Source organism: Kitasatospora paranensis, from assembly GCF_039544005.1.
Lineage (GTDB): Bacteria > Actinomycetota > Actinomycetes > Streptomycetales > Streptomycetaceae > Kitasatospora > Kitasatospora paranensis.
In genome coordinates this window covers 6,885,106-6,903,836 of sequence record NZ_BAABKV010000001.1, presented here as the reverse complement: position 1 = coordinate 6,903,836, position 18,731 = coordinate 6,885,106, and the positions used below count along the sequence as shown (strand labels likewise).

Below are 18,731 nucleotides of genomic sequence, written 5' to 3'. Positions count from 1 at the left end.
TCCGGCGGTGCGTCCGTTGTCGCTACCCGACAAGATCCGGTGGGCGGACTCCGTGCGCTCCGTTACCTGATCGACCGTCATCCGGCAGGCAGAGTGGCAGGTGAACCGACACCCCGCGGGACGATCCACGCGGGAGGTTGTCACCACGCGACAAAGGAGATCACCCTGTGGGCGTCGACACCGACACCGTTGTGGTCACCGGCCTCGGGGCCACCACCCCGCTCGGCGGGGACACCGCCTCGACCTGGGCGGCCATGCTGGAGGGCCGCTCGGGGATCGGCCCGATCGAGGAGGAGTGGGCGGCGGGGCTGCCGGTGCGGATCGCCGGACGGCTGGCGGTCGAGCCGGCGACCGTCCTCGACCGGGTGCAGGCCCGCCGGCTGGACCGCTGCGAACAGGTCGCCCTGGTCGCCGCCCGTGAGGCCTGGGCCGACGCGGGCTCCCCGGACGTCGACCCGGAGCGGCTGGCCGTGGTGATCGGCACCGGGACGGGCGGCGCGTTGACCATGCTGGGCCAGGACGACGTCCTGGAGGCCTCCGGGGTGCGCCGGGTCTCCCCGCACACCGTGCCGATGCTGATGGCGAACGGCCCGGCCGCCTGGGTCAGCATCGACCTCGGGGCCCGGGCCGGGGCCCACACCCCGGTGAGCGCCTGCGCGTCCGGGGCCGAGGCGATCGCCACCGGGCTGGACCTCATCCGGCTGGGCCGGGCGGACGTGGTGGTGGCGGGCGGCGCCGAGGCCTGCATCCATCCGCTGCCGCTGGCCGGCTTCGCCCAGGCGCAGGCGCACTCCACCCGCAACGACGAACCCGCGCGGGCGTCCCGGCCGTTCGACGTGGACCGGGACGGCTTCGTGATCGGCGAGGGCGCCGCCGTGGTCGTGCTGGAACGGGGCTCTTTCGCCGCCGCCCGGTCGGCCCGCGCCCACGCGGGACTCACCGGGGCCGCGGTCACCTCCGACGCCCACCACATCACCGCCGCGCACACGGACGGCCAGATCCGGGCGATGCGGCGCGCGCTCGCGGTCGCCGGACTGTCGCCGCTGGACATCGACCTCGTGCACGCCCACGCCACCTCGACCCCGCTCGGCGACCTGGTGGAGGCCGGCTCGATCGCCGAGGCGATCGGCACCCACCCCGCGGTCACCGCCACCAAGTCGATGACCGGCCACCTCTTCGGGGCGGCGGGGGCGGTCGGCGCCCTCGCCGCCGTCCTCGCCCTCCGCGACGGTGCGGTGCCCGCCACCGCCAACCTGGACGCGCTCGACCCGGAGGTGAAGCTCGACGTGGTGGCGGGCGCCCCGCGGCGCGGACGCCACCGGGCGGCGGTGGCCAACGCCTTCGGCTTCGGCGGCCACAACGTGTCGCTGGTGTTCACCGCCGCACTGTAGGGCGCGGCGCCCGGCGCGCCCGGGGGCCGGCGGTCAGGTCCGGACGGCCCGGAGCAGCACGAACTTGGGGTCGCTCGCGACCGTGCGGCAGTTGCCGAACAGCCGCTTCAGCTTGACGTGGTAGCCGAGGTGGCGGTTGCCGACGACCCAGAGTTCGCCGCCGGGGCGCAGCGCCCGGCGGGCCCCGGTGAACATCCGCCAGGCGGTGGCGTCGGTCAGCGCCTGGTGGGTGTGGAACGGCGGGTTGTTGAGCACCAGGTCGACGCTGCCGGGGGCCACGTCGGCCATGCCGTCGCCGACCTCGAAGCGGGCGGGCGCGTCCGGGCCGAGGTTGGCCCGGAAGGTCTCCTCCGCGGAGGCGACGGCCTGGTAGGACTCGTCCAGGAAGAGGAGCTCGGCGGCGGGGTTGGCCAGCGCGGCGGCCGTCCCGACGACGCCGTTGCCGCAGCCCAGGTCGACGACGGTCTCCGGGCCGCCGCGCCGCGGCAGGTGGCGGAGCAGGAAGCGGGTGCCGATGTCCAGGCGTTCGGCGCAGAAGACGCCGGCGTGGTTGGTGACGGTGCGTCCGGAGGCCGCGCCGATGTCCTCGGGCAGGGCGTAGCGCAGCGGCCAGGGGCTGGGGGTGCGGGCCAGGCCCGGGTCCGGGGTGGTGTGGACGAGCCGGGCCTTGCGGACGGCGAGCGAGGTGCGGGTCGGGCCGAGGATCGCCTCGAACAGCTTGAGGGTGGAGGTGTGGATCTCGGTGACCATGCCGGTGGCGACGATCACGGTGTCCCGGTGGACGGCGGGGGCGAGCCGGTGGAGCTGGTCCTCCAGCAGGGCGAGGCTCTTCGGCACGCGGACGAGCAGCACGTCGACGCGGTCGGGCGGGGTGTCGCGCGTGGTCAGCAGCGTGACCCGGTCGGCCTGCCCCGGGTGGTTGCGGGCGAGGTTGGCGAGGGTCGCCCGACGGCCGAGGTGGGAGTCGCCGATCTGCACCGGGTGGTGCGCGGCGAGCGCGGTGGCGAGCGCGCCCCAGCGGTCGCCGACGACGGCGACGGTGCCGGACAGGTCGGTGCCGCTCTCCGCGAGGTGCCGCAGCAGGTAGTCGTCGGCGGCGTCCCAGGCGCGGAGCAGGTCGCGGGGGTCCTCGGGGAAGCGGGTGAGGTCGAGCTCTCCCCAGGGCGTGCTGAAGCGGTTCATCGTGATCCAGGCTAGCCGACGGCCCGCCGTGGGCCGGGCCGGCGGCCGGGCCGGCCCACGGCGGACCGGCAGGCCGGTGGGCGGCGCGACGGCGCGGCGGCGCGGCCGGTCGAGGCCGCCCGGGCCTCCGGCGGCGGGGGCCGCCGGGCCCGGTGTTAGCCTGCGGCGCAGGTGCGCCGGGGGCGGGGCACGGCCTCGGGGGAACGATGACGGTGGTTCAGGGGACCGGACGGGCGGGCGTGGGACGGCTGCGGGACCGTCGCGGCTGGCGGCCCGTCCGGCTGCTGGTCGGGGCTGCGGTGCTGCCGGTCGCGGCGTACGCGGTGGGTGCGTGGTCGGCGCGGTCCGGCGGCCGGGTCAGGGTCGCGGCACTGCTGGACCGCCCGGTGCTGCTGCTCGGCGCGGCGGCGCTGCTGCTGGTGGCGGCCCTGCTGCTCGCACCGCCGACCCGCGGGCGGACGGCGTTCGCCGGGGCCGCCGTGCTGGTCGGCGGGGTGCTGGCGCTGCGGGTGCTCGTGGGCGTGCTGGACGTCGCGCTGCCGGACCGGACGACGGTGCGGGTCGAGGCCGCACCCGGCCGGTCCGACCGGGTCCTGCTGGTGGTGCGGCACTCCGCCGCGCCGGGCACGGACGTCCACTGGTCGGTCGAGGTGGAGACGGGCCGGGGCTGGTCGGCCCGGCGGTGGCTGCTCGACGTGTTCGGCAACGGCACGGCGGGCGGCCCGTACGGGGGCTGCCACTGGCAGGACGGGGGCCGGCTGGTGGTGCGGGCCGCCGACGGCGACCACGTGTACGCCGTCACCGACGGCGCCGGGCCCGTACGGATCTCCGGACCCTGAACCGCGGCGGGCCCGGCCCGGGGGCGCGAGGGCGCCGTCGAGCACCGCGGGCGGGCCCGGGTCCGCCCGGGGCGGGCGGCGGGCGGGTAGCGTTCGCGCCATGCAGACCAGGCCCTTCCTGTCCGGCGCGGCCGTCCGCCTGCGCCCGGCCACCGGGGGCGACGTGCCCGCCCTGGCGGCGATCCGCGCCACACCGGAGGTCCTCGCCCGGTGGCGCGGCGGCCCCGACATGGCCGCCGAGGTGCGGTCCGACCTGGCGGACCCGGCGACGCCGACCCTGGCGATCGAGTACCGCGGCCGCGTGGTCGGCGCCATCCAGTGGCACGAGGAGGACGAGCCGGACTACCGGCACGCGGGGATCGACGTCTACCTCGACCCGGCGGTGCACGGCCGCGGACTGGGCACCGACGCCGTCCGCACCCTGGCCCGGTACCTGGTCACCGAACTCGGCCACCACCGGCTGGTGATCGACCCGGCCGCCGACAATGCGGCCGCCATCGCCTGCTACCGCAAGGTGGGGTTCCGCCCGGTCGGTGTGATGCGCTCGTACGAGCGCGGCCCGGACGGCGGCTGGCACGACGGCCTCCTGATGGATCTGCTCGCGGCGGAACTGACGTAGCGACCGGCCCGGGTGCCGCGGGCGCCGCCGCCGGGGTGCCGCCGCGTCAGACGCCCGCCAGCCGGGCGGGCCAGGCGCGCTGCTCCGCCGTGTCGGGGACGTCGAGGCCGCGGGCCCGCGCGATCCGCTCCCAGGCGGTGTCGGGAGCGACGCCCTCGCGGACCAGCAGCGCGGCCACGAGCAGGGAGGACCGGCCGATGCCCGCGCGGCAGTGCGCCACCACATGGGCTCCCGTCCCGAGGGCCTCGGCCAGCTCGCACAGGACGGGAAGCACCGCCGCCGGATCGGGGACGGTCAGGTCGGGAACGGGGACGGGGACGAACCGCAGCCCGGCCGCGACGGCCTCCACCGCCTCGTCGACCAGACCGAGTTCGGCGCTCTCGTCGGCGGTGAGCAGGCAGACCAGGATGTCGACGCCGGCGGCGGCGAGGGCCGCCATCTCGTCCCGGAGCCAGTCGCCGCCGCGCGGCCGGGCCATCGTGGACAGCCGCCCCGGCGCCGGGCGGTCGACGGTGAAGAGGGTGGGACGCAAGGGAGTTCTCCTTGTCGGAGGGTACGGAAGGTCCGGAGGGTGAGGCGGAGTGCGGGGTGAGGCGGAGTGCAGGGGAGGCGGTCCGCGCGCGCCGGGCGGATCGGCCCAGGAAGCGCGGTGGCGCGGCACACCACGGTCGGCCGTGGCCCGGGGAGTCGACACCGGTGCCTGGCCGGGCCCACGCTAGCAGGCGGCCCTCGACGGCCCTCGACGGGCCGGATCAGAGCGGGAAGGCCGCCTGGTGGGCGAGCCGGCGGGGCGCGTCCTCGGCGATCGGGGCGAGGAGGTCGTCCAGGTGCAGGAAGGCCTCCCAGAGCGGCTGCCTGCGGGCCGCCGCGAGCCGGCCCGCGACGAGGTCCTCCAGGTCGGGCTGCCGGCGGCCCTTCCAGACCTTGTCGGCGAGGCTCACCAGGAGCTCCTCGGTGCCGAGGCCCGGGCGCTGCCAGCTGCCGTGGCTGCCGGCGTACCGGGCGAGCTCCGGCGGGACGCCGCGTTCGAGCAGCAGGGCCCGGCCGGCCTCCTCGTGGCGCGAGCCCGGCCCGGACAGCTCCTGCGGGTACCGGACCTTGCCGATGTCGTGCGTGGCGGCACCGTACCGGACGCCGTCCGCGTCCACGCCGAGCTCCGCGCCGACCGCCGCCAGCAGCCGCACCGCGACGTCGTGGACGAGCCGGTGGTGCGCGAGCAGCCGCGGCGGGGCGCCGAGTTCGGCGTGCAGCGCGGCCGCCTCGGCCGGCAGCGCGACAGGTTCGAACGGACGGCCTGTCATGCGGATGCCTCCCCCGGCCGGACGGGCCCGGCGCCGCGGAAGGGTACCGCGCCGGCACGGCGGCAGGCCCGCACCTCGCCCGGATACGCGGACGGGCCACCCGGATCGCGGGCCGCCGGGGGCGCTCCTAGGCTGTCGCGCGATGACTGTCGACCGACGCACCGTGCTGCGCGCCTCCGCCCGACTCGCGGCCCTCGCCGCGGCGGGCGGAGTGCTGTCCGCCTGCGGCGAGCCCACCGGGCCGCAGGCCACCGCCGAGCCCCGGGGGTGTCCTTCGCCGCCCGGAGCCGCCCCGCCCACCTGGCCACCGACGGACCGGCCGCCACCGGGATGCCCGCCCCGGGGCAGGGCGCGGCCGGCCCGCCCGGCCAGACCTCGCCGAGCCCGTCCACGAGTCCGCCGCCGGCCGCCGAGCCCTCGCTGGCCCCGGGCACGCCGGACGAGGTGGTCAGCGGGCCGCCCGACCGGCCGGAGGTGGCGCTGACCTTCCACGGTCAGGGCGACCCGGCGCTGGCGACGGCGGTGCTCACCGCCGCCGAGCAGCGCGGCGCGCGCCTGACCGTGCTGGTCGTCGGCAGCTGGCTGGACCAGCAGCCGCAGATGGCGCAGCGGATCCTGGACGGCGGCCACGAACTCGGCAACCACACCCAGAACCACCTCGACATCAGCACCATGTCCGCGGAGCAGGCGTACGCCGAGATCGCCGAGTGCGCCGACCGGCTGCAGCGGCTCACCGGGTCGATCGGCCGCTGGTTCCGGCCGTCGGCGGCCCAGTACGCCAACGCGATGGTCCGCGAGCAGGCCCGGCAGGTCGGCTACCGGCACTGCCTCTCCTTCGACATGGACCCGCGGGACTACACCGACCCGGGTGCCGAGGTCGTGCAGCGCCGGGTGCTGAAGGCGGTGGGCGGCTCGATCGTGGCCCTGCACATGGGGCACCGGGGCACCGCCGACGCACTGCCGGCGATCCTGGACGGCCTGGCCGGGCGGGGTCTGACGGCGGTCACCGCGAGCACCCTCTGCTCCTGAGGCGCCGGGGCCCGGCCCGGGCGTCCGCCCGGGCGGACGGCCCGTCAGCGGCGTCCGCCCGGTAGGCCCTGGCCAGGAGCCCGGACGGCGTGCCAGGGTCGGTCCATGCGATACATCATCATCGGCGCCGGCGCGGTCGGCGGGACGATCGGCGGCCGGCTCTTCGAGAGCGGGCACGAGGTGGTGCTGGTCGCCCGCGGCCCGCACCTGGCGGCCCTGCGCGAGAACGGCCTGCGGCTGGCGGTGCCGGAGGGCGTGCGCACCCTGCCCGTCCCGGCCGTCGGCGGTCCGCAGGAGCTGACGCTGCAGCCCGACGACGTGCTCGTGCTGGCCGTCAAGACCCAGCACTCCGCGCCGCTGCTGGACGCCTGGTCGGCCCGGCCGGTGGCCGGCGGCGGCACCGCCGGCGAGCTGCTCCCGCTGCTGTGCGCGCAGAACGGCGTCGAGAACGAACGCCTGGCCCTGCGCCGCTTCCGCCGGGTGTACGGGGTGTGCGTCTGGCTGCCGTCCACCCACCTGGAGCCGGGCCGGGTGGCCGCCGCGGGCAGCCCGCTCAGCGGCATCCTGCACGTGGGCCGCTACCCGGCCGGCCGGGACGCCACCGCCGAGCGGATCGCCGCCGACCTGTCCGCCTCCCGGTTCCACGCGCCCGTCAGCGACGACGTGATGCGCTGGAAGTACGCCAAGCTGCTGGGCAACCTGCTCAACGCGCTGGAGGCGGTGGCGGGCCCGGTCACCGGCGAGCTCCGCCGGGCGCTGGCCGCCCGGACGGTCGCCGAGGGCGAGGCAGTGCTGGCCGCGGCCGGGATCGGCCACCCCGGCCGCGAGGAGCAGGAGGCGGTACGCGGCGACCGGGTCACGCTGGTGCCGGTCGAGGGCGAGGAGCGCGGCGGCGGCTCCTCCTGGCAGAGCCTGGCGCGCAAGGCCGGCGACATCGAGGCCGACCACCTCAACGGCGAGATCGTCCTGCTGGGCCGGCTGCACGGCGTGCCGACCCCGCTGAACGGGGCGCTGCAGCAGCTGGCGAACGCGTTCGCCCGCGAGGGCCGGGCACCGGGCGGCCTCCCCGAGGCGGACCTGGCGGAGCTGCTGGACGGCTGACGGCCGCCCCGGCCCGCGGTGCCCCGGCTCACGCCATCGGGTCCTGCGGGCCGTACGGGCGCAGCCGCAGCGTGCGGGCGTCCCCGGTGCGGATCTTGTCGGCCTGCGCGACGAGCGTCTCCAGGTTGTCCCGGCCGGCGTGGATGAAGCGTCCGTGCAGGGCGTCGAACCGGCCGCGGGCGGCGTCCACGGCGACCGCGACCACGTAGGGGATGGAGCCCCACTCCTTCATCTCGGCGAACATCGGCATCCCGGCGGTCATGTCGGTGGCGACCGCGCCGGGGCTGATGTCGAGGACCACCACGTGGTGCTCGGCCAGCGAGTCGGCGATGTTGTCGGAGAGCTGGAGCAGCGCGCCCTTGGAGGTCGCGTACGCGGTGTAGTGGCCGTCCGGGCGCAGCGCGAAGCCGGAGTTCAGGTTGAGCACCCGGCCGCGGCCGCGGGCGACCATGCCGGGCAGCACGGCGCGCAGCAGGTTGTAGGGGCCGCGCAGGTTGGTCTCGACGACCTGCCACCACTGGTTCGGGTCGGTCTCCCAGAGCGGGACTTCGGAGCGGTCGACCTGTCCGGCGTTGTTGACCAGCAGGTCCACCGGGCCGAGGTCGCGTTCGACGGCCCGGACGGCCTCCCGGACGGCGCCCGGGCGGGTCACGTCGGCGGTGACCGCGACCCCGCGGGCGCCGCGCCGGACGCACTCGCGCAGGGTCGTGATCAGGGTGTCGTGGGTGCGGCCGACCAGGCCGACCGACATCCCCTCGGCGGCGAGTCCGATCGCGATCTCGCGGCCGATTCCGCGGCCGGCGCCGGTGACCAGTCCGACCTGTCCGGTGAGCGATCCCGTCGCCATGCCGTGCTCCCTCGTCGGTTGCACCGCATTCTCGTCCGGGGACGGGCGGGGGCCGGTCGGCGCACGCACCGGCCTGCCGCATCTCATCCGATCGGCCCAGCGCGCCCGCCCGGCGGCGCGGGGTAGTACGGTCGAGCGGGACGCGCACCCGGGCCGACCCGGCCCGGCGCCGCCCCGCTGAACTGCACAGCACCTTGCTGGGCCACCCCCGGCACCACCGTGAAGGGCATTTGAGTGAGTGACATCGCGCGCGTCGGAGTGGTCGGCTGCGGCCTCATGGGGTCGGGCATCGCGGAGGTCTTCGCCCGCTCCGGGCTGGACGTCCTGGTCTCCGAGGCCACCGGGGAGGCCCTGGAGCTCGGCCGCACCCGGCTGACCAACTCGCTGGCGAACGCCGTCAAGCGCGGCAAGCTGACCGAGGAGGAGCGCGAGGAGACCCTCGCCCGGCTGTCCTTCACCACCGACCTGGCGGACTTCGCCGACCGCGACCTGGTGGTCGAGGCGGTCGCCGAGCGCGAGGACATCAAGGTGGAGATCTTCGCCACGCTGGACCGGGTGGTGACCCGCCGGGACGCGATCCTCGCCTCCAACACCTCGTCGATCCCGATCGTCAAGCTGGCCGCGGCCACCTCGCGCGCCGACCAGGTCATCGGCCTGCACTTCTTCAACCCGGCGCCGGTGCAGAAGCTGGTCGAGGTGATCCCGACGCTGACCACCTCCGCCGAGACCACCGCCCGGGTGGAGGCCTTCGCCGTCCAGGTGCTCGGCAAGGAGCCGATCCGGGCCCGCGACCGGGCCGGCTTCGTGGTGAACGCCCTGCTGGTGCCGTACCTGCTGTCGGCGGTGCGGATGTTCGAGTCGGGTGTGGCGACCGCCTCCGACATCGACAAGGGCATGGAGGCCGGCTGCGCCCACCCGATGGGCCCGCTGCGGCTGTGCGACCTGATCGGCCTGGACACCATCGTCTCGATCGCCGAGTCGATGTACGACGAGTACAAGGAGCCGCTGTACGCCGCTCCCCCGCTGCTCTCCCGGATGGTGGACGCCGGGCTGCTGGGCCGCAAGTCCGGCCGCGGCTTCTACGACTACACCGCCACGGTCTGACCTGCCCGGGGCGCCGTTCCTCCGGCTCAGGGGGCGGCGCCACCGCTCTGGCACAGCGCCGTCACAGCATGGTCACGGCCCTCGGCAGACGGCTTCCGCTCTGGGACGGTGGTGCGATGCGAACTCGAATGATCGTCGGCGGCATCACGGCCGCCGCCGCCCTCACCCTCACCCTGACCGCGTGCAGCAGCAGCGGCACCGCCGCCGCCCCCGCGCAGTCCTCCGCGCCCGCCGCACAGCCCGCGCCGGCCGGCAGCAGTGCGGCGCCCGGCGCCGCGAGCCCGTCCGCCGCGGGCAGCGCCTCGGCGCCCAAGCCGGCCGGCGGCGTGGCCACCCCGAACATGGCACAGAACCTCGCGCTGATCGCGGGCCTGAAGCAGATCGACCCGAACCTGGCGAAGGACCAGCAGGGCGCCCTGGCCAAGGCCCAGGCGACCTGTGGGGAGATCAAGGCGGGCAAGGACGACGCCACGGTGGCCGCGGACGCCGCAGCCTCCTTCAGCGGCAACGGCACCACCCTCACCGCGCAGCAGGGCCAGATGATCGCCGTGATCGTGAAGGCGGCGCTCTGCCCGTGACGGCGCCCCGCGGCGGGGAGATCCGCGGGACGTGACGTGACGGGGCCCGGGAGCGGTATCCGGCTCCCGGGCCCCTGGTGTGCCACCCAATTGCTCGCACCGGCACGTTGAAGAATGCGGATCATTCTCAGAGCGTCGTGTTCGACCTTTGAACTACCGGGCCGTGGCAGAGGCCCAGGCAGGACTTGAACCTGCATCCGACGCTTTCCGTCCGCATCCGGTCGATCCGGTGCTCGGCGGCGAATGCTGAGCCTGGAGCGAGAGTCTGAGTTTCAAGGGGCCGCCTCTACCGATTGGGCCACCCCGGCGTGTCGTGCCGGGGGAGGATTCGAACCTCCACCGTCTCCCCTGCGTCAGCTTCACCATCAGCTTCAGCTTCTGCGCTTGTCGCGCACCCCTCCGCTCGCACGAGGGGATCGTGGGGCTACCCGAAGAGGTAGCCGAACACCGCGTCGCCGGCCCGCCGGTCGGCGACCTCGGCGGAGTTCGCCTCCTCGCGGGCGAACTGCACGGCCTGCTGGAGCTTCTCGACCCGCTGGACGAGGTCGTTGACCCGTCGGGCGGGGAGTGCTCCGGAGAACTTCACCGTCGTCCAGTACCCGACCGGGATGTCCTCGTAGTACACCTCGACCTGCGCGGGGTGCTTCTCGGTCGCCTCGGCCTTGACGTGGTTGCGCGGCACCTTCTTCGTCCGGATGGTGCGCACCGGGTCGGTCTTCCAGGCGTCGGTGGACGGGTCCGGGCTCCAGGACTCGGAGGCGTCCAGCACGGGCAGCTTGCGGACGAACGTGTACAGGTCGGTGAGCTGCTTCTCCAGGAAGAGCAGGTAGGTGACCGGCACGTCGGTGAGCAGTGCGCGGCCGTCGACGACCACGTCGGCGCGGGCGGTGCAGTTGGCGTGGTCCTTGGTGGCGGTCACGTCGAACAGCCGGGTGAGCGAGGCCGCGGTGTCCCGCAGGATGTCCTCGGCGCGCACCTGGACCCGGGTGGACTCGGGCGGCAGCTGCTCGCCCTCCTCGTCCTTCGGCTGGTAGGTGCGGGAGATCCCGGCGAGCAGGGCGGGCTTCTGCAGGCCGTGGTGGGCCTGGGTCAGCTCCTGGAAGGACTTGGACTTGACGCCCTTTCGACTGCGATGATCTGGTTGAGTTTCGCCACGTCCGCGACCCTAGCAACCGGAGCCCCGCGCGTCGCACGAATATTCGGAGACGGCGGTGCGCCCGGGAGCGGCGGTCGGGCCGATCCCGGGCGCACCGTCGGCACGGTGACGCGGCGTCAGCTGTTGATCTGGTACGGGTCCCCGTAGACCTTCCACTTCAGCGGGGGTTGAGGTCGAAGTTCTTGGCGCTGAGGAAGACCAGCTGCTCGGTGTCGACCCGGCTGGTGTCGGCGTGCGCCTCCTCCTTCTTCATGACCACCTTGCGGGCGTCGGCGAAGGCCTTGAGGTACGCCGTCTCGTCGCCGCCCTGGGCGGGGGTCCTCGCCTTCTTCATGGCCGCGGCGCGGATGCCGCCGAAGCTGTCGGAGTCGCCGCCGGGGCCGTGCATCACGATGGCGTCGTAGTACATGAACTGGCCGAGGGCGCGCAGGCCGTCGCTCTTGGCCTGCGAGACCGCCGGGTCGAAGTAGACCCGGTCGCGCTCGTCGTTCTGGGCCTGCTGGAAGAGGGTGTCCTTGGCGGCGGTGGCCCAGTCCTTGGTGAACGCGGAGCCGAGGCCGGCGTGCGAGTCGCTGCCGTTGACCTTCTTCAGCGCGGGGAGGTACTTGGCGAGGACGTTGCCGGACTTGAGGTCGGTGTAGTGCTGCACCAGCTCCAGCATGTCGCCGGTGCCGGAACAGAAGCCGATGATGCCGGCGGTGTAGCCGCGGCCGTCGCCGATGTCCTCGATGTACTTGTACTGCGCCTTCCAGTCCAGCGAGGAGTTCTCGGCGCTGGAGACGAGCTCCATCGCGATCTCCTTCTTGTGGGAGTCGTCGAGGCCGACCGAGGCCGCGGCCCGGACGCTGGCGCCGGCCTGCGAGGCGCCGACCGTGGCGACGGTCAGCGGGACGGCGGCGAGCAGGACCGCGAGGGCGGCCCGGGTGGTGCGAGTGGTGCGGGCGGTACGGTGCTTGGCACTCATGTGACGCTCCGTCTGCTCGGGTGCTCGGGGCATGGGGGTGCCCGAGGACGCGCTCCTTGTTAGGAAACTTTCCTAACAAGAATTGAAGCGTCCACGACGCCACCGCCGCAAGGGGCTTGCGCACAAAGCCGGAAATGGGCACGGCATGTTCACGCCGACACGTGCCGACCGCGGGACGCCGAAGGGCCCCGCCCCGGACGGATCGTCCGGAACGGGGCCCTTCGGGCCGATCGGGCGTCAGACGCCGCGCAGCACCGCGCCGGTGCGGGCGGTCGCCGCGGCCACCGCCGACTCGCGGGCGGCCGAGGCCTCGTCCGCGGTCAGCGTCCGGTCCACGGCCCGGAAGCGCAGGTTGTAGGCCAGCGACTTCTTGCCCTCGCCCGCCTGCTCACCGGTGAAGACGTCGAACAGCCGGATGGCCTCCAGCAGCTCGCCCGCGCCGTCCCGCAGCGCCGACTCCACCTCGGCGGCCGGCACCGCGGCGTCGACGATCAGCGCGACGTCCTGGGTGGCCACCGGGTAGGCGGAGACGCCCGGCCCGGACACCTTCTGCACACCGTCGGCGATCAGCGCGTCCAGGTCGATCTCCATCGCGCTGGTGCGGTCCGGCAGGTGCAGCGCCTTGACCACGCGCGGGTGCAGCTCACCGGCGTGGCCGACGACCCGGCCGTTCACCAGCAGCTCGGCGCACCGGCCCGGGTGCCAGGGCGCGTGCTGCGCCTGGCGGACGGTCAGCTCGATGTTGGCCGCACGGGCCACCGTGCGGGCCGCCTCCACGGCGTCCGCCCAGCCCGCCGGGCCGCCCTTGCCCCACCAGCCGGACGGCAGCCGCTCGCCCGCGAGGGCGACCGCGACGCGGCGCGGCTGGTCCGGCAGGGCGGCGTCGAGCTCGGCGAGCTCCGCGTCGGTGGGCCGGTGCTCGACCGACAGCCGCGGCGCGACCGAGAGCTCCGGCTTGGGCAGGAAGACCGTGCCGGTCTCGAACAGCGCCAGATCCGTGTTCCCGCGGCCGATGTTGCGGCGCAGCGCGCCGAGCAGACCGGGCAGCAGCGTGGTGCGCAGCGCCGGCTCCTCGTCGTTCAGCGGGTTCACCAGCTTGACGGTGCGGCGGCGCGGGTCGTCCTTCGCCAGGCCGAGCGCGTCGAACGCCGCCTCGCCCAGGAACGGGTAGGCGTTGATCTCGACGTAGCCGGCGGCCGCCAGCGCGACACCCGTCCGGCGGTGGAAGCGCTGCGCCTCGGTCAGACCGCGGCCCGGCGGCACGTTCGGCATCCGGGCGGGGACGTTGTCGTAGCCCTCCAGCCGGATGACCTCCTCCGCGAGGTCGTACGGGTCGGTCAGGTCGGGGCGCCAGCTCGGCGGGGTGACCTCCAGGACGTCGGCGCCGATGACGGAGCAGCCGACCTCCTGCAGGCGCCGGGTGACGGTCTCCCGGCCGTACCCGGTGCCGGCGACCCGGTCGGGCAGGTCGGCGGCGATGGTGATGGTGCGCACCGGGTGCGGCGCGGCGATGTCGGTGACGCCCTCCTCCGCGGTGCCGCCGGCGATCAGCACCAGCAGGTCGACGGCGCGCTGGGCGGCCGCGCGGGTCGCCTCCGGGTCGACGCCGCGCTCGAAGCGCTTGGACGCCTCGGAGGGCAGCTTGTGCCGCTTGGCGGTGCGGGCGACGGAGACCGGGTCGAAGTGCGCCGCCTCGATGACGATCTCGGTGGAGCCGGTGACCTCGCCGGTCTCCGGGTCGAGCACCGGGTCGACGATCTCGGTGGTGGCGCCGCCCATGACGCCGGCCAGGCCGATCGGGCCGGAGTTGTCGCAGATCAGCAGGTCCTCGGTGGACAGCTTGCGCTTGACGCCGTCCAGCGTGGTGAGGATCTCGCCGTCCTCGGCGCGGCGGACGAGGATCGGGCCGTCGACCCGGCTGCGGTCGTAGGCGTGCAGCGGCTGGCCGACCTCCAGCATCACGTAGTTGGTGATGTCGACGGTCAGCGAGATCGGGCGGATGCCGGACTTCTGCAGACGGCGCTGGAGCCAGATCGGCGACGGCGCGGCCGGGTCGACACCGGTGACGGTGCGGGCGACGAAGCGGTCGCAGCCGACCGGGTCGGCGACCTTCACCGGGTAGCCGAAGGCGTTCGCCGGCGGTACGTCCAGCAGAGCCGGGTCGGCCAGCGGCAGGCCGTACGCGGCGGCGGCCTCGCGGGCCACACCGCGCATCGACAGGCAGTAGCCGCGGTCCGGGGTGACGGCGATGTCGAGCACCTCGTCGACGAGCTGGAGCAGCTCGACGGCGTCGGTGCCGGGCTCCAGGTGCGACTCCAGCACCAGGATGCCGTGGTGATCGTCGCCCATGCCGAGCTCGCGGGCGGAGCAGATCATGCCGGCCGAGGTGTGGCCGTAGGTCTGCCGCGCGGCGATCGGGAACGGGCCGGGCAGCACGGCGCCCGGCAGCACGACGACGACCTTGTCGCCGACCTTGAAGTTGGTCGCGCCGCAGACGATCTCCTGCGGCTCGCCGGTGCCGTTGGCGTCGCCGACGTTGACGAAGCAGTGCCGGATCGGCTTCTTGAAGCCGGCCAGTTCCTCGATGGAGAGCACCTCGCCGACCACCAGCGGGCCCTTGAGGTCACCGCCGAGCTGCTCGACGGTCTCGACCTCCAGGCCCGCGCGGACGAGCCGGGCCGCCACGTCACGGCCGGTCTCGCCGGCCGGCAGGTCGACGTACTCGCGCAGCCAGGAAAGCGGGACGCGCATCAGATCTCCATCCCGAACGGGAGGGTGAAGCGGACGTCACCCTCGACCATGTCGCGCATGTCGGCGACGTTGTGGCGGTTCATCAGGATTCGCTCCAGGCCCAGGCCGAAGGCGAACCCGCTGTAGCGGTTGGGGTCGACACCGGCCGCGACCAGCACCCGCGGGTTGACGACACCGCAGCCGCCGAGCTCGATCCAGCCCTCGGAGGAGCAGGTGCGGCACGGACGGTCCGGGTTGCCGACGCTCTCACCGCGGCAGACGAAGCACTGCAGGTCCACCTCGGCGCTCGGCTCGGTGAACGGGAAGTACGAGGGGCGCCAGCGCAGCTCCAGGTGGCCGCCGATCAGCTTCTCGACCAGCACCTCGATGGTGCCCTTGAGGTCGGCGAAGGTGATGCCCTCGTCCACCGCGAGGCCCTCGACCTGGCGGAAGACCGGGGTGTGCGTGGCGTCCAGCTCGTCGGTGCGGTAGACCCGGCCGGGGCTGACCGCGTACAGCGGGGGCTGGCGGTCGAGCATGGTGCGGATCTGCACCGGGGAGGTCTGGGTGCGCAGCACCACGCCGGAGTCGGCCGAGCCGTCCGGGGCCTGCACGAAGAAGGTGTCCTGCATGGAGCGGGCCGGGTGGTCCTGGTGCAGGTTGAGGGCGTCGAAGTTGAGCCACTCCGCCTCCACCTCGGGGCCGGAGGCGACCTCGTAGCCCATGGCCACGAAGGTGTCCTCGATCCGCTCGGCCATGGTGGTCAGCGGGTGACGGGCGCCGCGCGGGGCACGGTCGTAGGGCAGTGTGACGTCCACTGCCTCCTCGACCAGCACGCGGGCGTCGCGCTCCGCCTCCAGTTCGGCCTGGCGGCGGGCCAGCGCCTGGTTGACGGCGCCGCGGGCCTGGCCGATCAGCTTGCCGGCCGCCGCCTTGGCGTGCGGCGGCAGTGCGCCGATCTCGCGGTTGGCGAGGGCGAGCGGCGAACGCTCGCCGGTGTGCGCGACCTTGGCCTGCTTGAGCGCGTCGAGGTCGGCGGCGGCCGCGAACGCGGCGATCGCCTCGTCCCGGGCCTGCTCCACCACCTCGGGCTTGAGGGCCTCGACCTCGACCGGGTCGTAGGACTTGTTGGGTGCCGACATCTCTATCTTTCCCGTGCTCCTGCTCGTGAAGTGGATGGCTCGCCCTTGCGCTACGCCCGGCGTGGCCGGAGCACGGGCATCCCCTGGCCCGGTACCGGGAGGGGTGTCCGCGGCACGGCCGCGCAGGGCGTCCCACAACGCCAAAGGTCGAGTGTAGTCGCAGCACGCCGACGGCCGTTTCGCCGTCCGGGGCGGTGCGCGCGGGGAGCCCGCCGGGGCGGCGGACCTCGGATGCCGTTACAGCATGAAGTCCGGGACGCCGGCGGGCAGGATAAATCGGAAGCGGGCGCCGCCCGAGGGCGCGCGGCTGATCCGGATGACGCCGCCGTGGGCCTCGACGATGCCCTTGACGATGTAGAGGCCGAGGCCGGTGCCGCCGCGCTTGGAGCCGCGCCAGAAGCGGGTGAAGACGCGCGGCATCGACTCCTCGGGGATGCCGCTGCCTTCGTCGCTCACGGTGACCGCTGTCCCTTCCACGACCCTGGGCGGGGTGCCCGGGTGCTCCCAGCCGGCCGCCTCGACGATCTCGCTCGCGGGGGCCACCTCGATGGTGACAGTCCCCTCGCCGTGCCGCACGGCATTTTCCAGCAGGTTGGCGAGCACCTGGTCGATCTTGTCGGGGTCGCCCCACTGCTGGCCGAGCGGCTCGGTGATCCGGATGTCGAAGCGCTCGGCGGGAATCCCGGACGCCACCTTGCCCTCGACGTGCCGGCGCACCGCGGCGGCGATGTCGACGACCTGGCGGCGGACCTCCAGCCGGCCGGCGTCGATCCGGGAGATGTCGAGCAGTTCGGCGATCAGCCGGGTGACCCGGTCCGCGTCGGCGTCGACGGTCTCCAGCATCACCCGCTTCTGGCCGTCGTTGAACCGCTCCCACTTGGCCAGCAGCGTGGCGGTGAAGCCCTTGACGCTGGTCAGCGGGGAGCGCAGCTCGTGCGCGACGGTGGCGATCAGTTCGGCGTGGCTGCGTTCGGTGCGGCGGCGGGCCTCGGTGCCGCGCAGGGCGACGACGACCCGCTGCACCGGTCCGCCGGGCCGCTCGCGGACGTACCGGGCGGAGACCAGCACCTCGCAGCCGCCGGGGAGCAGCAGGTTGCGCTCGGGCTGGCCGGAGCGGATCGCCAGGCCTCCGTACGGGTCGGTGAGCTTCCACCAGCGCCGGCCGTCCAGGTCCTCCAGGGGCAGGGCGTCCGCCAGCGGAGCGCCGAGCACCGCCTCGGGCCGGCGGCCGGTGAGCCGGGCCGCGGCCCGGTTGAAGGTGACCACCCGGCCTTCGGCGTCCGCGACGACCAGGCCGTCCGGTAGGTCGTCCGGGTCGAGCTCCTCCGCGCTGCCGACCATGGGTGTCCTCCCCTGACCCACCGTTCCTACGCCCCGCCGAGGGCGACCCTAGCGCCCGTACTGCTCTGTGCGACACCCTCCGGGCGAGCGCTGCGCCCGGGCCGAGGCGTAGAGGCAGACGGCGGCGGCCGTGGCGAGGTTGAGGCTCTCGGCGTGTCCGTGGATGGGCACGCGCACCACCTCGTCGGCCAGCGCGCGGGTCTCCTCCGGCAGGCCCCAGGCCTCGTTGCCGAACACCCATGCGCCGGGCGCGCCGAGCGTGCCCTCGTCGAGCTCCTGGTCGAGGTCGCGCTCCCCCGCGCCGTCCGCGGCGAGCACCCGGACCCCGGCCTCGCGCAGCCGCGCGACCGCCTCCTCGACCGGCACACCGGTCGCGAAGGGCAGGTGGAACAGGCTGCCGACGGAGGCCCGGACGGCCTTCGGGTTGTACGGGTCGACGGAGGCGTCGGTGAGGACGACGGCGTCCGCGCCGGCCGCGTCGGCCGTCCGGAGCACGGTGCCCGCGTTGCCGGGGTCGCGGACGTGCGCGAGCACCGCGACCAGCTGGGGCCCGGCCGCGAGCACGTCCTCGAACGGGGTGTCGATGAAGCGGCAGAGCGCCACGATCCCCTGCGGGGTGACGGTGTCGCAGATCTCCGCGATCACCTCGTCGGTGGCGGTGAGCAGCGGCAGCCGGGCCTGCTCGGCGGCGTCGACGATGTCGGTGTGCCGCTCCAGCGCCTGCTCGGTGAGGTAGATCTCGACCACGGCGTGCTCGTCCGAGCCCGGCAGTCGCCCGTACGCCACGGCCTCGCGGACCGCCTGCGGGCCCTCGGCCAGGAAGCGGCGCTCCTTGGAGCGCTGGTTGCGCCGGGCCAGCCGGCGGGCGGCGACGACGCGCGGCGAGCGCAGGGAGGTCAGCAGGGGGTGTCGGTGCTCGGCATGCTCTCGTTCTCTGGTGGTCCGGGGTGCGCGACGGGCCCGCAGGCAGCGAGTACCTGCGGGCCCGAAGAGCTCAGCAACCGGGGTGCTGCCTGGATCAGGCGGCGACCTTGGGGGCGTTGACGTCCTCCGGCAGCGCCTTCTGCGCGACCTCGACGAGGACGGCGAACGCGGCGGCGTCGTTGACGGCCAGGTCGGCGAGCATCTTGCGGTCGATCTCGACGCCCGCGGCCTTCAGGCCCTGCACGAAGCGGTTGTAGGTGATGCCGTTGGCGCGGGCCGCAGCGTTGATGCGCTGGATCCACAGCTGACGGAAGTCGCCCTTGCGCTTCTTGCGGTCGTTGAAGTTGTAGACGAGCGAGTGGGTGACCTGCTCCTTGGCCTTGCGGTACAGGCGGGAGCGCTGGCCGCGGTAACCGCTGGCCCGCTCGAGGATGACCCGGCGCTTCTTGTGGGCGTTGACTGCCCGCTTGACGCGTGCCACTT

At 74.5% G+C, this 18,731-nt stretch carries 16 protein-coding genes and 2 pseudogenes; 7 read left to right on the top strand and 11 right to left on the bottom strand.

Features of this window, described 5'->3' with window-relative positions; all coding sequences use genetic code 11:
* The first annotated feature begins 167 nt into the window (after positions 1–167).
* Positions 168–1,391: a beta-ketoacyl-[acyl-carrier-protein] synthase family protein gene (locus ABEB13_RS32790; protein WP_345708379.1), complete on the top strand. Its 1,224-nt coding sequence runs from the start codon at positions 168–170 to the stop codon at positions 1,389–1,391.
* Positions 1,392–1,424: 33 nt separating this feature from the next.
* On the opposite strand, the gene ABEB13_RS32785 is transcribed toward ABEB13_RS32790, so the two are convergent.
* Positions 1,425–2,573: a methyltransferase gene (locus ABEB13_RS32785; RefSeq protein ID WP_345708378.1), complete on the bottom strand. Its 1,149-nt coding sequence runs from the start codon at positions 2,571–2,573 to the stop codon at positions 1,425–1,427.
* A gap of 239 nt (positions 2,574–2,812) precedes the next feature.
* Here ABEB13_RS32785 and ABEB13_RS32780 point away from each other — a divergent pair, with 239 nt between their 5' ends.
* Both ABEB13_RS32780 and ABEB13_RS32775 read left to right on the top strand, forming a co-directional pair.
* The gene (locus ABEB13_RS32780; RefSeq protein WP_345708377.1) at positions 2,813–3,412 is read left to right on the top strand and encodes a hypothetical protein; all 600 of its coding nucleotides are present in this window, start codon (positions 2,813–2,815) and stop codon (positions 3,410–3,412) included.
* Positions 3,413–3,512: 100 nt separating this feature from the next.
* Positions 3,513–4,031, top strand: a complete 519-nt coding sequence (locus ABEB13_RS32775; RefSeq protein ID WP_345708376.1) for a GNAT family N-acetyltransferase — start codon at positions 3,513–3,515, stop codon at positions 4,029–4,031.
* Between the two features lie 46 nt (positions 4,032–4,077).
* Here the strand turns inward: ABEB13_RS32775 and ABEB13_RS32770 are convergent, their stop codons facing one another.
* Both ABEB13_RS32770 and ABEB13_RS32765 read right to left on the bottom strand, forming a co-directional pair.
* A complete protein-coding gene (locus ABEB13_RS32770) occupies positions 4,078–4,563 on the bottom strand; it encodes a protein-tyrosine phosphatase family protein (protein ID WP_345708375.1) in 486 nt (161 codons plus the stop codon).
* Between the two features lie 220 nt (positions 4,564–4,783).
* Positions 4,784–5,332, bottom strand: coding sequence for an HDIG domain-containing metalloprotein (locus tag ABEB13_RS32765; protein ID WP_345708374.1), 549 nt, complete (start codon positions 5,330–5,332; stop codon positions 4,784–4,786).
* A gap of 267 nt (positions 5,333–5,599) precedes the next feature.
* Between ABEB13_RS32765 and ABEB13_RS32760 the strand changes: the two genes are divergently transcribed.
* Both ABEB13_RS32760 and ABEB13_RS32755 read left to right on the top strand, forming a co-directional pair.
* Entirely contained in the window at positions 5,600–6,361 is a 762-nt protein-coding gene (locus ABEB13_RS32760) for a polysaccharide deacetylase family protein (RefSeq protein ID WP_345708373.1), read from the top strand.
* Positions 6,362–6,466: 105 nt separating this feature from the next.
* On the top strand, positions 6,467–7,462 hold the full coding sequence (locus ABEB13_RS32755) for a ketopantoate reductase family protein (protein ID WP_345708372.1): 996 nt from the start codon (positions 6,467–6,469) through the stop codon (positions 7,460–7,462).
* A 28-nt stretch (positions 7,463–7,490) separates the two neighbouring features.
* Here the strand turns inward: ABEB13_RS32755 and ABEB13_RS32750 are convergent, their stop codons facing one another.
* Positions 7,491–8,309 (bottom strand): SDR family NAD(P)-dependent oxidoreductase, encoded by an 819-nt coding sequence (locus tag ABEB13_RS32750; protein WP_345708371.1) that lies wholly within the window; start codon positions 8,307–8,309, stop codon positions 7,491–7,493.
* A gap of 234 nt (positions 8,310–8,543) precedes the next feature.
* Here ABEB13_RS32750 and ABEB13_RS32745 point away from each other — a divergent pair, with 234 nt between their 5' ends.
* Together ABEB13_RS32745 and ABEB13_RS32740 are read left to right on the top strand one after the other, a co-directional pair.
* Complete coding sequence (locus tag ABEB13_RS32745; protein ID WP_345708370.1) at positions 8,544–9,413, top strand: 3-hydroxybutyryl-CoA dehydrogenase; 870 nt, start codon at positions 8,544–8,546, stop codon at positions 9,411–9,413.
* Between the two features lie 116 nt (positions 9,414–9,529).
* Positions 9,530–9,991, top strand: coding sequence for a DUF732 domain-containing protein (locus ABEB13_RS32740; RefSeq protein WP_345708369.1), 462 nt, complete (start codon positions 9,530–9,532; stop codon positions 9,989–9,991).
* Between the two features lie 424 nt (positions 9,992–10,415).
* On the opposite strand, the pseudogene ABEB13_RS32735 reads toward ABEB13_RS32740, so the two are convergent.
* From ABEB13_RS32735 to rplT, 7 genes and pseudogenes are all read right to left on the bottom strand, one after another.
* Positions 10,416–11,146, bottom strand: a pseudogene (locus tag ABEB13_RS32735) (DUF7873 family protein).
* Positions 11,147–11,263: 117 nt separating this feature from the next.
* A pseudogene (locus ABEB13_RS32730) lies at positions 11,264–12,111 on the bottom strand (chitosanase).
* A 237-nt stretch (positions 12,112–12,348) separates the two neighbouring features.
* Positions 12,349–14,862: a phenylalanine--tRNA ligase subunit beta gene (gene pheT, locus ABEB13_RS32725; protein ID WP_345708368.1), complete on the bottom strand. Its 2,514-nt coding sequence runs from the start codon at positions 14,860–14,862 to the stop codon at positions 12,349–12,351.
* On the bottom strand, positions 14,862–15,983 hold the full coding sequence (pheS, locus tag ABEB13_RS32720) for a phenylalanine--tRNA ligase subunit alpha (protein WP_100887486.1): 1,122 nt from the start codon (positions 15,981–15,983) through the stop codon (positions 14,862–14,864). The genes pheT and pheS overlap by 1 nt, the downstream gene beginning before the upstream one ends.
* Before the next feature lie 237 nt (positions 15,984–16,220).
* The gene (locus ABEB13_RS32715) at positions 16,221–17,324 is read right to left on the bottom strand and encodes an ATP-binding protein (protein ID WP_345708367.1); all 1,104 of its coding nucleotides are present in this window, start codon (positions 17,322–17,324) and stop codon (positions 16,221–16,223) included.
* A gap of 48 nt (positions 17,325–17,372) precedes the next feature.
* Positions 17,373–18,227, bottom strand: coding sequence for a TrmH family RNA methyltransferase (locus ABEB13_RS32710; RefSeq protein WP_345709905.1), 855 nt, complete (start codon positions 18,225–18,227; stop codon positions 17,373–17,375).
* A 115-nt stretch (positions 18,228–18,342) separates the two neighbouring features.
* The gene (rplT, locus tag ABEB13_RS32705; RefSeq protein ID WP_100887489.1) at positions 18,343–18,729 is read right to left on the bottom strand and encodes a 50S ribosomal protein L20; all 387 of its coding nucleotides are present in this window, start codon (positions 18,727–18,729) and stop codon (positions 18,343–18,345) included.
* Positions 18,730–18,731: the final 2 nt, after the last annotated feature.